Annotated in this window: 14 protein-coding genes; 12 read left to right on the top strand and 2 right to left on the bottom strand. The window is 54.4% G+C overall.

The annotated features are described in order from the left end of the window. Both L692_RS30880 and L692_RS0125560 read right to left on the bottom strand, forming a co-directional pair. Positions 1-970: hypothetical protein (locus tag L692_RS30880; RefSeq protein ID WP_025702736.1), on the bottom strand; the 970-nt coding region annotated here is incomplete at its 3' end. A gap of 108 nt (positions 971-1078) precedes the next feature. Then, complete coding sequence (locus L692_RS0125560) at positions 1079-1741, bottom strand: DUF1129 family protein (protein WP_025702735.1); 663 nt, start codon at positions 1739-1741, stop codon at positions 1079-1081. A gap of 171 nt (positions 1742-1912) precedes the next feature. Between L692_RS0125560 and L692_RS0125555 the strand changes: the two genes are divergently transcribed. The 12 genes from L692_RS0125555 to L692_RS0125500 form a co-directional block, all read left to right on the top strand. Next, complete coding sequence (locus tag L692_RS0125555; protein WP_025702734.1) at positions 1913-2095, top strand: hypothetical protein; 183 nt, start codon at positions 1913-1915, stop codon at positions 2093-2095. Between the two features lie 258 nt (positions 2096-2353). Further along, positions 2354-3181: an alpha/beta hydrolase family protein gene (locus L692_RS0125550; protein WP_025702733.1), complete on the top strand. Its 828-nt coding sequence runs from the start codon at positions 2354-2356 to the stop codon at positions 3179-3181. Positions 3182-3267: 86 nt separating this feature from the next. Next, complete coding sequence (locus tag L692_RS0125545; protein ID WP_025702732.1) at positions 3268-4044, top strand: DODA-type extradiol aromatic ring-opening family dioxygenase; 777 nt, start codon at positions 3268-3270, stop codon at positions 4042-4044. A gap of 213 nt (positions 4045-4257) precedes the next feature. Next, positions 4258-5346 carry a DUF3048 domain-containing protein gene (locus L692_RS0125540; RefSeq protein ID WP_025702731.1) on the top strand — a complete coding sequence of 363 codons (1089 nt, stop codon included), beginning with the start codon at positions 4258-4260 and terminating at the stop codon, positions 5344-5346. 264 nt (positions 5347-5610) lie between these two features. After that, a complete protein-coding gene (locus L692_RS0125535) occupies positions 5611-6225 on the top strand; it encodes a DUF47 domain-containing protein (protein ID WP_025702730.1) in 615 nt (204 codons plus the stop codon). A 13-nt stretch (positions 6226-6238) separates the two neighbouring features. Next, a complete protein-coding gene (locus tag L692_RS0125530; RefSeq protein WP_025702729.1) occupies positions 6239-7231 on the top strand; it encodes an inorganic phosphate transporter in 993 nt (330 codons plus the stop codon). Between the two features lie 365 nt (positions 7232-7596). Next, the gene (locus L692_RS0125525) at positions 7597-8325 is read left to right on the top strand and encodes an amino acid ABC transporter ATP-binding protein (protein WP_025702728.1); all 729 of its coding nucleotides are present in this window, start codon (positions 7597-7599) and stop codon (positions 8323-8325) included. Positions 8326-8353: 28 nt separating this feature from the next. Further along, a complete protein-coding gene (locus L692_RS0125520) occupies positions 8354-9187 on the top strand; it encodes a transporter substrate-binding domain-containing protein (protein WP_025702727.1) in 834 nt (277 codons plus the stop codon). Between the two features lie 247 nt (positions 9188-9434). Continuing rightward, a complete protein-coding gene (locus L692_RS0125515; protein WP_025702726.1) occupies positions 9435-10085 on the top strand; it encodes an amino acid ABC transporter permease in 651 nt (216 codons plus the stop codon). A 147-nt stretch (positions 10086-10232) separates the two neighbouring features. Further along, positions 10233-10883 (top strand): amino acid ABC transporter permease, encoded by a 651-nt coding sequence (locus L692_RS0125510; protein WP_025702725.1) that lies wholly within the window; start codon positions 10233-10235, stop codon positions 10881-10883. A gap of 96 nt (positions 10884-10979) precedes the next feature. Beyond that, on the top strand, positions 10980-12263 hold the full coding sequence (locus L692_RS0125505; RefSeq protein ID WP_025702724.1) for an ATP-binding protein: 1284 nt from the start codon (positions 10980-10982) through the stop codon (positions 12261-12263). 3 nt (positions 12264-12266) lie between these two features. Beyond that, the coding region (locus L692_RS0125500) for a response regulator (protein WP_025702723.1) at positions 12267-12745 on the top strand (479 nt) is incomplete at its 3' end.

The raw sequence follows: 12745 nt of genomic DNA, 5'->3' as shown, positions 1-12745 counted from the left end.
CACCGGCGGACGGCTCCGTGGCGGGAATTTCCTGAGGCGCAACCTGCCTGCGGTATTCCTCGATTTCATCGGTAAGCTTGTAGTCATGCTCCTTCAGCAGCTTCATGAACCCGCCCAGCTTCTCCAGGTACGGACTTTCGCCGTTATTTTTGGCCAGAACCGCCGTATAGGCTTTGCTCGCTTCCAGATCCATTTCCAGATTATCGTAATGGAACAGCGGCGTATTGCTGAGACCATAGAACGTATCGATTTCATACGTCCGGAATAACGACTTTACCGCCTCGATCCGGTTTGAACGCGGATAGGCGGCGATGAAGGCTTCCTGGGCCAGCGCGCGGGACGCCACCTCCGCCCAGGCAATAATAAGCCCGTTGTCCTTGTTTGACGGAAGATCCGATTCGATAGCCATGATGGTTATATAGTCGCGAATGTCACTCGTTACATACAGCTTGTATTTCCGGTAAGCGGCATAATCAATAACCGGGAAAAAAGACCCCTCGGCCGTCTCCAGCTTGTATCCGCACTTCACGGCTCGCTCCAGCATCAAGCGCAAATTGGCCTTCTTCGTCTTGCCCGCCAGCTCCGCAAGGCTATCCCCGGGCTCATAAAGCTCCGTCAGCTCGCGCTGAATTCCTTGTATGGCAAATTTATCCTGCCATGCGGACAGCGCCGCCCTTTGGGCATTTTCCAGCCTCAGAGTCATGAGCATGGCGCGGTATGACCCGGCGGCGTATATATTGGCGTTCAAATAGCTGATCGCCTCCGGCAGATTAGCGGATGAGGACAGCAGCGACAAATAAGCTTTGTAGACCGCCTCGGCATGGCGGGCTTTAGCCTGGGGCGTAACGCCGGGGGCCGGCTTTTGCCCTGCTGGAGCGGTGGCCTTCTGTGCGGCGGCCAGCTGCGGCCCCGGCTCTGTCAAGACAAGGAGCAGCGCGGCTGCTAGGGCGATAATGGCGGTTTTATTCATGAATTTGACCTCCCTGGCTGTAAGGCGGGAACCCAAGGCAGGGACTTCACGCCTGGCTCCGCTTAAGGATTCTGGATTTGGACAGGACAGACCTGCTTGGCGGGTGATCTACTTGCGGAAGAAGATCAACCTTAGGCCGATAAGCCCGCAGGCGAAGATCAGCAGACTGATCCAGGGCGGCAGTGTAAATACCGGGAACAGCCCTCTTAAAAATAATCCCGCGAACACTACGGCGACAGCGGCGCCAATGTATATACCGAGTGCTTTGATATTGAATCCGCTCATTCTGGGGGCATCGTCCTCGGACAGGGAAGCGAGCCATTTCATCAGCAGTTCCATGAAGACAATGGAGCCGAAGGCTGCGGCAATTATTGTGAACAGGCTTATGGTGCCAAACGTTCCGGCCGTTCCCTGACTCCATACGGTAATCATTCCGGCAATGCCCTGCAAGCCCAGCAGCAGGGTGAGCGCCGACCAGGAAATCATGGCGTAGTGCTGTATTTTTCCGCGCTTGGGGCGGGCGGGTGCGCTGTCGATGGCTTCCCGGAAATATTCTTCCGGGTCGCTGCCGAAGATTTGCTTCGCGGTTCGGCCCTTTGCCTGCGCGCGCAGCAGCTTGTCGGCTGCCTCAAGGAGCATCTCCTCCGTCCGCACGGCGTCTACCCGGCTTGCGCGCAGCGCCAGAATCATATCCTCGAAGAAGGAGCGGTTGGCCGGCGTCATTTTTTCCCTGAGGCGGTTGTTTTCCTTGATCATGTCCCTGACTTTCATCTTGTAAATGCAGACCTCCAGTGCCGCATGCGGAATATTCTCTACGATGAGTATACGGTTGCCCGGTTGCAACGTGCAAGGACGAGCATCCGGCCCTGCATAATAGAGTTCCCGAAGGCAATACTGATAAGGCAATTTCCGGTTATTTGGAGAATAAAGGAGGCGGGACTCTTGGGACGCAAAAAGGATGAACAGGATACGGAATATTCGGCGGAATACGGCCCGGTTTCCGGCAACGGAGTCTGCGACTGGGGCGGCTCGGATGGCTTCAGTCTGTGGAACAGCGCCGCCGGTGCTTCCCGGGATCGGATGAAAGAACGGCCGGAAGAACGGGGAACAGGCGATATTTCATGAACGCGTTAACCGCACCGGCGGCTGTCCGGCTGCATTCTGACTGACCCATGAACAATGACCTGCCTGTGGAACAACCGTCCCTTTGGCGGGTCATTGTTCGTTTGCAAAGGCATGCCTTGGAAACCGGATGATTTCCGCCCGATGCGGAGGCAGTATTGACAAAAGAATGGGGGAAGGCTATTATAAAAATATAAATCAAAGTAAATTAATCGGAATAATTATAAATTAGGTTAGCAATTAATGACAGGAGGTACAGCCATGGAACGGGCGATCGTCATCCGGCATAAGGGAGAGGAACTGACAGCCAGCATTCATTATCCGGCAAAGGAAGGGAGCTCCGGCCGTTGCAAGAACCGTGTGCCGCTCGTGGTCATCTGCCACGGGTTCATCGGCAGCCGGATCGGGGTGGACCGTCTGTTCGTCAAGGCTGCCCGCGAACTGGCCGGTGACGGATACATGGTTATCCGCTTCGACTATATCGGCTGCGGCGAGAGCAGCGGCAATTACGGAGCCCAGGACGTGGAGTCCATGATTGCCCAGACGCGGACGGTGCTTGATTACGGTCTGGGTTGCGCCGATGTCGATCCCACCCGGGTGACGCTGATCGGCCACAGTCTCGGGGGCGCCGTCGCCCTGCTTACAGCGGTAAGGGACCGCCGGGTGAAGAATCTTGTGCTATGGGCGGCTGTCGGCTATCCCTTTAATGATATCGTAAAAATTGTCGGACGGGAAGCGTACGACCAGGCGGTGCAGACCGGTGCCGCCGACCATGCCGGATTCAGCTTCACACCGGTATATTTTAACTCGCTGGCCGAGTTTCAACCCTTTCAGGAGGCCGGCAAATTTGGCGGCGATGTGCTTGTGATCCATGGAACCTCAGACGATGTAATTCCGGTGGACTACGCTTTCTTATATCAGAAGCTGTTCTGGACCCGTGCCGACGGACGCTGCGATAAGGAGATCATATTTCAGGCCGATCATACCTTCTCTTCGGGCCCGGCCCAGCAGCAATTGTTTAAGCGGACAAAAGAGTGGATGAACGAACAGGAACATTTGCAGGAAGAATGGCAAAATTGGATGATCTAGGAAGGTTGCTTTACTCGCATTACCCGGCTGGAAACGTTAAAATAAAGATGCACACCCAAAACCCTGTTCCTGGGAGGTTGGCATCAATGAAAATTCCGGCATTTTTTATCGCACACGGCTCCCCTCTGCTTGCGATTGAGGATAATGACTATACCGGTTTTTTGGAGAGGCTCGGCCGTGAGCTGCCTCGCCCGCGAGGTATCGCCGTGTTCTCGGCGCATTGGGACAGCCCGAAGCAGGCGGTTACGGTGGATGAACGCCATGAGACGCTGTATGATTTCTACGGATTCCCCGAGGAGATGTACCGGCTTGTCTATCCGGCCCCCGGAGATGCCGGCCTCAATCGCCGGATTGGCGATCTGTTCTCCGCAGGCAACCTGTCCCATCAGCCCGTGCGGGGACGGGGAATCGATCATGGCGTCTGGGTTATACTGAAGCGAATGTTTCCGGATGCCGATATTCCGGTCGTGGCGTTGTCGGTCGATTCACTGAGATCGCCGGCGGAGCAGTATGCCATCGGACGCATGCTCTCGCCGCTCAGGGAGGAAGGCGTGCTGGTTATCGGCAGCGGAGGGCTGGTTCATAACTTGAGGATGCTTGAAAGCGGCGGCGAGCCGGCCGAATGGGCGGTGGCCTTCGACGGCTGGATTGCGGAGAAGCTGGAGGCTTGGGATCTCGAAGCGCTGTTCGCCTATGACAAGCAGGCTCCCCATATCCGCGACGCCGTTCCTTCCTACGGCAAGGAGCATTTTGTTCCGCTGTTCTACGCGATGGGCGCGGCGGATGACGGAAGGCGGGCGCAGCGGATATTTCAGGCGTACCAATACGGCACGCTCAGCCTGAACTGCTGGAAATTCGAATAATACTGATGCAACTGACAGAAGGCTTAGCTGAACTGCAACCCGTAAGAGGGCCACTTGACCAAGTGATCCTCTTGCGGGTTTTTGTGCTTGGGTCATAGCCGCCGATCTTCCTGGAAGACGGCAGTACCCGCCTGCCGGCTGCGAGACAAAAAGGCCAGGCTGTGCTTAAATGGAAGGATAGCCTAAAATCCGTTAAGGAGGACGTTTGTGTTTATGATGCTAAACCGTTCCCGTTCCAGGCTGGCGGCAGGAATACTGCTGGCCTCGCTTGCTCTCTCCGCCTGCGGTCCGCAAGCCACGGAGCCCGGCGGCGTGTCCAGCGCCCCGCTGCTATCCCCGGCGGCTCCGGCTCCGGCAACACCGGTTCCGTCATCGTCGCCTGTCCTGTCCCCGGTGTCCGTGTCCGGGTTAACCGGCCTTCCTGCCGGTGATACGGCTCTGCCGCGGCCGCTTGCCGTGATGATCAACAACGCGCCCCCCGCCCGTCCCCAGTCCGGACTGACCAAGGCCGATCTTCTGTATGAGGTGTTGGCCGAAGGGGGAATCACACGGTTGATTGCGATTTATCAGAGCCAGGCGGACGTCCCCAAGATCGGACCGGTCCGCAGCATCCGTCCGTACCTGATCGACATCGGCGGTTCCTACGGCGGCGTTACCGTGCATGCGGGCGGAAGTCCGGCAGCCTATGCTATTTTGCAAGGGGAGCATAAGGAGGACTTGGATGAAATCGGCAGAGCCGGGGCCTATTTCTGGCGGGATAAGGACCGTAAGGCCCCCCACAATTTATATACGAGCGCAGACAAGCTTCGGGCCGGAGCGGAGAGGTTCGGATACGACGGGGCTGCCAACGTACCGGATTATCTTTTTACCGACCCGGATTATGTTCCGGTGGGCGGGGAACCCGCGTCCGCATTCAAGCTCCATTTCCTGCTCCAGAGCTATACGGTGGATTACAAGTACGATTCGGCGTCCCGCGCCTATGCCAGATGGGTTAACGGCAAGCAGCATCTCGACAAGGACAGCGGAGAGCCGGTCGAAGCGGCCAACGTGATCGTGATGGGGACGGACCATAAGGTGCTTGATGAGGCAGGCAGGCTGTCCGTCAACCTGGAGCTTGGAGGAGAAGCCATGCTGTTCCAGCGCGGGGAGGTCATTAGGGGCAGATGGGTCCGCAAAGCCGGCGACGCCATAAGGTTCGTGCAGGGCGGCAAGGAGGCGGCGCTGTATCCGGGAGTCACCCATTTTTTGATTGTGCCGAACACTCCCTCGTTTGAGAGCCATGTTACAGTTACGGCCTCTTGAAGCCGACGCACAGGAGTATAAGATACCGCACGGGTGCGAACAGTATAGGGAGATCCATATCGTTCCAAAGATGCCGAAAATAGCGAATTCTTTTTCCTCGTTCGACAAATTGTGATTTCAATGTAAAAAAGTTCGGTTGTTTTTACTTTCTATCCTTCCGGGCGATATGTTAAGATAACAAAGGTTGTCATTCACTTTAATACTGCGTTTACATTTGGATGCTTCCACCCGTTCCATGGAACTTTATGTAAAGGAGTTTACAATATGAAGCTGAGAAAAAAGGACATCTTCTTCGAGACGCTTGAAAATATGGCCGATACGATCGTCCAGGCTGCGGATTATTTCGCCCAGCATCTTTCCGATCTGAGCAATCTGGAACTGTTTGCCGGAGAAATGAAGAAATATGAATCCCAGTGCGATACATATACGCACAAGGTCATTAAAGAACTGAACAAGACGTTTATCACCCCGCTGGAACGTGACGATATCATGGCGCTGATCACGCGCATGGATGATGTCATCGACGGACTTGAAGCTTCCGCTTCCCGCTTCTATATGTACAACATGACCGAGACAGACGAGTACATCGGCCAGTTCGCCGAGATTCTCCGCCAGTCCTCTTATGAGATTCAGAAGGCGGTTCACCTGCTGTCGCAGAAGAAGCTTCTGGCTATCCGTGAATATACAATCCGGCTGAACGATCTGGAGAATCAGGGCGATGAAGTGCTGCGCAACTGTACGAAGGCATTGTTCGAGCAGGTCAAGGACCCGATCGAGCTGATCAAGCGCAAGGAGCTGTACGAGCGCCTGGAGACGACGACGGACAAATGCGAAGACGTAGCCAACATACTGGAATCAATTATTATGCGCAACTCATAAGGGGCAAGTAACTATGGATACATCATCTTTATTGGTTCTAGGCATCGTCATTATACTCGCACTCGGCTTTGACTTCATTAACGGCTTCCACGATACGGCGAATGCGATTGCGACTTCCGTATCGACCCGGGCACTACCGCCGCGAACAGCGATTATAATGGCGGCGTGCATGAACTTTGTCGGGGCGATGCTGTTTACCGGGGTAGCCAAGACGATTGGCGGCAGTATAACCGATCCGACGAAGCTGGACAACGGGGTCGAAGTCGTCATCGCGACGCTTGTGGCCGCGATTATCTGGAACCTGATCACCTGGTGGTTCGGGATTCCCTCCGCCTCCTCCCATGCGCTGATCGGAGCGCTTGCCGGAGCGGTTTATGTGGGGGCGGGCCCGGATCATATCAAATGGAGCGGATTCAGGGATATTGTCGAGGCGCTTATTTTCTCTCCGATTATCGCTTTCGTTATCGGATATATTGTCATGACCCTGCTCAAATGGATATTTGCGAAGCGAAGTCCCCATACGGTCAACAAAGGCTTCCGCACGATGCAGATTGTAACTGCCGCCTTCCAGTCGTTAACTCACGGAACGAACGACGCGCAGAAAGCGATGGGGATTATTACGTTTGCGCTCGTCACCTCCGGCCGTCTGGATACGATGGAAGTTCCGGTTTGGGTCAAAGTTTCGGCTGCGACCGCCATGGCGCTCGGCACCTCAATCGGCGGCTGGAAGATTATCAAGACGATGGGGACCAAAATATTCAAAATCGAACCGATCAACGGGTTTGCCGCCGACATTTCGGCAGCTTCCGTTATTTTCTCGGCGACTCTGTTGCATTTGCCGGCAAGTACGACCCATGCGATTACGTCCGCGATTCTTGGCGTCGGCTCGGCGAAGCGCTTTTCCGCGGTCAAATGGGGAGTAGCGGGCCGGATCGTCGTCACCTGGTTTATTACGATTCCGATCAGCGCCGTGCTGGCAGGCATTATTTTTAAAATTCTGTTTTAGCTCTGAAGCGGTAATGCGCGGAGCCGGATCGACAACGTCGACTCGGCTTCTTTTTTTTTCATATAAGGAGAGACGGAAGCGCCATAGGGCGTTTTTTTGTTTAATTAAATAAGTAAAGGCAAGAGATAATGTCACAAAAAGTTACAACAATATGATAAAAAACATTAATCAGCGGGAAAAGAAAATAAAATACCTCACAGTTTTTAATCGAATTTGCGGTTTGAATATGAAATCTTCTGTAGGAAGATATAGTTTTTTGTAGGGGTTAAAGTAAGGTTGTTCTCAAGTGTTACTATAGCTGACAGCAAGATATGCTTTAGAAGATTTCAAATATCAGGGCAGCATCGAGCGAGGGGGGACAGTCGTTGATCGATTTTCAACAGGTAGATAAACATTATGGACATTTCCACGTGCTCAAGGACATCAATCTGCATGTTGAGGAGGGGGAAGTGGTCGTTGTAGTCGGTCCGTCCGGTTCGGGCAAGAGTACGATGCTTCGCTGCATCAATCGTCTGGAGACGATCACAAGAGGGCAGCTAACCGTTAACGGTGTATCTATTAATGACAAGAAGACGGATATCAACAAAGCCCGGCGGGATATCGGCATGGTATTCCAGCACTTCAATCTGTATCCGCATAAGAAGGTAATCGACAACATCACGCTCGCGCCTGTCAAGGTGCTGGGTGTATCCAGGGCAGAGGCCGAGAAGACGGCGATGTATTATTTGGAAAAAGTCGGCATTGCCGGCAAGGCGCAGGCCTATCCAAGCCAGCTCTCGGGCGGACAGCAGCAGCGTGTGGCAATCGCCAGGGGGCTGGCGATGAAGCCCAAGATCATGCTGTTCGACGAACCGACGTCGGCGCTCGATCCGGAAATGGTCGGCGAGGTGTTGGATGTTATGCGGACGCTGGCCAAGGAAGGCATGACGATGGTCGTCGTTACCCACGAAATGGGCTTTGCCCGAGAGGTGGCGGACCGCGTGATCTTCATGGATCAGGGACAGATCGTCGAGGAGGCCGCTCCGGCGGAGTTCTTTGCCAATCCGCGCGAGGAGCGCACACGGACTTTTCTCAGCAGGGTATTAAGCCACTAAAATATATAAGAATTGGGGAGAAGCGAATATGAAAAAGAGTTGGAAATTGTTAAGTGCAATGATGATCGTCATGCTGCTCATTCTGGCGGGATGCGGCAACGACAGCAACAATGCCGGGAGCAACGCGTCGGCGGGAGAGAGCGGGTCGGATGGAGTCGCGACGATTAAAGAACGCGGCAAGCTGCTGGTCGGCGTGAAGTACGATACGAAGCTGTTCGGTCTGAAGGACCCTTCGAGTGGCAATGTTGAAGGCTTCGACATCGACATTTCCAAGGCGATCGCGAAGCATATCCTCGGCGACGAGAACGCGATTGAGCTGAAGGAGGTTACCTCCAAGACGCGGATTCCGATGCTGAACAACGGCGAAATTGATATGGTCGTCGCGACGATGACGATTACGGAAGAGCGCAAGAAAGAAGTCGATTTCTCTGACGTCTACTTCCAGGCCGGACAGTCGCTGCTGGTGAAGAAAGGAAGCCCGATTAAAGGCATCGACGACATCACGAAGGACTCCACAGTGCTGGGCTCAAAAGGCTCCACTTCGGTTAAAAATATCAAGGAAAAAGTTCCAGGCGTAACCGTGCTCGAATTCGACAACTACCAGGATGCGTTCAACGCGCTGAAGACCGGCAAAGGCGATGCGTTGACAACGGACGACGCGATTCTGTATGGTATGGCGGCTCAGGACCCGAACTATGAGGTTGTAGGCGAACCGTTCACCGACGAGCCTTACGGCATCGCCGTGCAAAAGGGCAACAGTGCGGTAGTCAAGGCGATCAACGACACGCTGGCTGAGCTGAAATCGAGCGGCGAGTACGACAAAATCTATGAAAAATGGATCGGCAAAGCGCCGGCCAAGTAAGCTTGCACGAGCGTAGCGATTACTGCTTCATGTGCATGGGGATGCACAGCAAGAGGGGAATAGAAGAAGAATCGGCTTAAAGTCGGCATCAGCGAAAGGATGGGACTGGCGATTTTCCGCAGGCCATCCTTTCGTGCTTGTCGGAGGGCGACCGTGAAGAGAGCGCGGGGAAAACAAGAAATTATAAAGAGATAGAAGTACAGGATTACGCCAATCGTTATCAAGAAACAAGAGGCAGGTGATCAAGATGCAGTTTTCCATTTTGACGGATTATTTCGGCACTTATATGGAGGGATTTCGCGGTACGGTTCTTTCCAGCTTGCTGGCGTTGGTCGGGAGCTTTCTGCTCGGCACCCTGATCGCGGTATTCCGCATTTCTGCCGTAAGAGCGCTGAGATGGTTCGGGACGGGATACACCGAGTTTATCCGCAATATTCCACTCCTGCTCGTCGTATATATTTTTTACTATGGTCCATCGGCATTCGGCTCATCTCTGGACGGGTTTACGGCCGGGACTATCGGCCTTGCTGTGTACACCTCGGCTTTTATTGCCGAAGCTATCCGGGCGGGCATTGCAGCCGTTCCAAAAGGACAGACCGAGGCGGCTCGCTCATCGGGCCTGACCTATGTTCAGACGATGACCCATGTCGTGCTGCCGCAGGCGATCAAGCTGGTTATTCCGCCGCTTGGCAACCAGTTCATCAACCTGATCAAGAACTCGTCGGTGTTGACGATCGTGGCCGGGCTGGATCTGATGTATTTCGCGGATATCGTCAACAGCGATACGTTCCGCACATTCGATACCTATGTATTCGTCGCGCTGTTCTATCTGGTGCTGACTCTGCCGCTCAGCTACGGGATGCGGGTATGGGAACGCCGGCTCCAGCGCAAATACTGAAGTAACCCCACAAAGTGAAGAGGATGCTTCGAAGTGAATTCCGGGTACTTTTCGGGGACCCCGAAAAAGAGAGATGGCCCCACAAAGTGAAGAAAGTGCTTCGGGGCAGCTTCCGGGTACTTTGCGGGATTGAAAGGAGGACCAACGATGGATTTTGTCGGCGCTTATTCGGCGGAAAATCTCAAGTTTCTAATGGAAGGATTGTATATCACGCTGTTTGTCGCTTTTGTGGCGATTATTCTCAGCTTCCTGCTTGGCTGTATCCTTGGTGTGACCCGCTATACGAACATTCCGGTATTGTCGCAGATCAGCTTCGTGTTTGTGGAAATCATCCGAAACCTTCCGCTGCTGCTCCTGATCTTCTTCATGCGCTTTGCGCTGCCGGAGGTCGGAATCAAGCTCGGGCCGGTCGCTGCGGCGATTACGGCGCTGACGATTTTTGAAGGGGCCATGATTTCGGAGATTGTGCGTGCCGGGCTTGCTTCGGTCGATAAAGGGCAGATCGAAGCGGCGCGTTCGTCGGGACTTACGAGCGTGCAGACCTTGTGGCATATCGTGCTTCCCCAGGGCCTCCGCCGGATGGTTCCGCCGCTGGTCAGCCAGTTCATTTCCTTGCTGAAGGATACGTCGCTGGGGGTCGTTATTTCTCTGGCGGAGCTGATGCACAACGCCGGAATCATTATCGGGCACGGCTTCAACTATACAATTCCGACGCTGCTGCTCGTCGCGCTGATCTATTTTACAGTCAATTATCTGCTGTCCCTGCTGTCCAAACGTTTGGAGGCGAAGAATGCCTGATGCGTTTGATGCAGTTGTTTTTCATAGTATTGTGTAGGAATTCACAGCGGTTTATGGTACGATATGGCTAATACTAGCGCGTGGGAGTATTGGCTAATGGGGCAGCCGCTGAACCGACATCCATATATTCAGATTCTGTTGGTCGCGGTCGTAACGGCGATTGCCGGGGAATTCAAGATTAATCCCTACGCCGGCGACATCTTCAGAATCGGCTTAGGCAGCAGTGCATTTCTGCTGTTTTTGCTTTTGTTCCGGCATCTTCCGTTTATAATCACCGGCGTTGTTACAGGCGTAGCCGTGCTGCTGTTCCGGACAGGCCTTGATCTGGCGGGAACGGATTTCACCCTGCTGGAGATTCTGGCCAGGCACTGCTCCGCGATGGTGTATTACATAGTGTTCGCCGTGCTGATGGGCGTCATAAAAGGACGAATGGACGGGTTTCATCCGCTGGTGCTGGGGGCTGTGGCGGCGGTCATTGATCTGCTCTCCAATGAAATGGAGCTGCTGACCCGCCTGGTTGTGCTTGGAACGACCTCGTTTCGTCTGAACGAGTGGACCTATCTGATGGCGATTGCCATGCTGAGGACCTATTTTACGACCGGTCTGTACAGCAGCATTTCGATCAGCCAGCTCAGGCTGGTGCAGAAGGAGCAGAACCGCCGGATGGAGCAGATGCTCGGTTTCGGTTCGGGCCTGTACGGGGAAGTGTTCTATCTACAGAAATCGATCGGCACGCTGGAACAGGCTACGCTGGACAGCTACGAGCTGTATCGCAGCCTCAAAGAAGACGCAGAGGCGGCCCACAGCCGCAGGGTGCTTCATATCACGCAGCAGATTCATGAGGTGAAGAAGGACTCGCAGCGGATTCTGGCGGGGTTGACGAAGCTGGTGGACCGGGAAGTCACCGGTGATATGCCGCTGTCGGGCATTCTCCGTTTTACCGTGAAGAGCAACCGGAAGTATGCCGACATGCTGGGCAAGAATATCACGATAGTTCAGCACAGCACCTCCGATTATGCCACCGCAAGCTATATTCCTCTGCTCACGCTGCTTAATAACCTCACGGCTAATGCTGTCGAGGCCATCAAGGATACGGGAATCATTTATCTGAATATAGATGAAGAAGAGGATATGACCGTGCTGACGGTCAGCGACAGCGGCGGCGGGGTGAAAGACCGTGACCGCGAGCTGCTGTTCGAGCCGGGCTTCACGACCAAATTCGACGATGAGGGTGTGGCGGCAACGGGAATCGGACTTTCGCATGTAAAGACCATCGTCCGGTTATTCGAGGGGGAGATCACGGTGAGCAACGCCCCCTATGCGGGAGGAGCCATGTTCAAGGTCGTCATTCCCACGAAGAATCTGCGAAAGGAGGAGTAGGGAATGCCTCTGTCTTTCTGTATTGTAGACGATGACCGGAGCGCAAGGAGAATGCTGCAGCATATTATCGAGGACAGCGGCCTTGGCGAAGTGGCGGGGACAGCCGAAAGCGGCCAGGAAGGCGTAAGGCTAATCCTGGAGGAGTCGCCCGACATCGTGCTGATGGATCTGCTCATGCCCGATCAGGACGGGATTGAGACCATCCGCTCCCTGCAGGCGCAGGGGTGCAAGTCCAAGTTCGTCATGATTTCGCAGATCGAGAATCAGGATATGGTCGGCCGGGCGTATGAGAGCGGCATCGAATTCTTCATCCGCAAGCCAATCAACCGGATTGAGGTGGAGACGGTGCTGCGCAGGGTGAACGAGCGCTATGCCATGAGCCGCTATCTGGACGAAATCAAATCGAGTCTGGAGAAGCTGGAGGGGCTTCAGTTCGGAGGGGCTCCCGCTATTCCGGCCCGGCGTACCGTAAAGGACGCGGT

The sequence above is a fragment of the Paenibacillus forsythiae T98 genome (assembly GCF_000520735.1).
GTDB classification, from domain to species: domain Bacteria; phylum Bacillota; class Bacilli; order Paenibacillales; family Paenibacillaceae; genus Paenibacillus_AQ; species Paenibacillus_AQ forsythiae.
The sequence above is the reverse complement of the archived record's forward strand: the minus strand, read 5'-3'. Positions and strand labels throughout refer to the sequence as shown.

Coding starts and splice junctions, on each gene's coding strand:
- L692_RS0125560 (WP_025702735.1), bottom strand. CDS start 1,741: ATGAAAGTCAGGGACATGATCAAGGAAAACAACCGCCTCAGGGAAAAA.
- L692_RS0125550 (WP_025702733.1), top strand. CDS start 2,354: ATGGAACGGGCGATCGTCATCCGGCATAAGGGAGAGGAACTGACAGCC.
- L692_RS0125545 (WP_025702732.1), top strand. CDS start 3,268: ATGAAAATTCCGGCATTTTTTATCGCACACGGCTCCCCTCTGCTTGCG.
- L692_RS0125540 (WP_025702731.1), top strand. CDS start 4,258: ATGATGCTAAACCGTTCCCGTTCCAGGCTGGCGGCAGGAATACTGCTG.
- L692_RS0125535 (WP_025702730.1), top strand. CDS start 5,611: ATGAAGCTGAGAAAAAAGGACATCTTCTTCGAGACGCTTGAAAATATG.
- L692_RS0125530 (WP_025702729.1), top strand. CDS start 6,239: ATGGATACATCATCTTTATTGGTTCTAGGCATCGTCATTATACTCGCA.
- L692_RS0125520 (WP_025702727.1), top strand. CDS start 8,354: ATGAAAAAGAGTTGGAAATTGTTAAGTGCAATGATGATCGTCATGCTG.
- L692_RS0125515 (WP_025702726.1), top strand. CDS start 9,435: ATGCAGTTTTCCATTTTGACGGATTATTTCGGCACTTATATGGAGGGA.
- L692_RS0125510 (WP_025702725.1), top strand. CDS start 10,233: ATGGATTTTGTCGGCGCTTATTCGGCGGAAAATCTCAAGTTTCTAATG.
- L692_RS0125505 (WP_025702724.1), top strand. CDS start 10,980: ATGGGGCAGCCGCTGAACCGACATCCATATATTCAGATTCTGTTGGTC.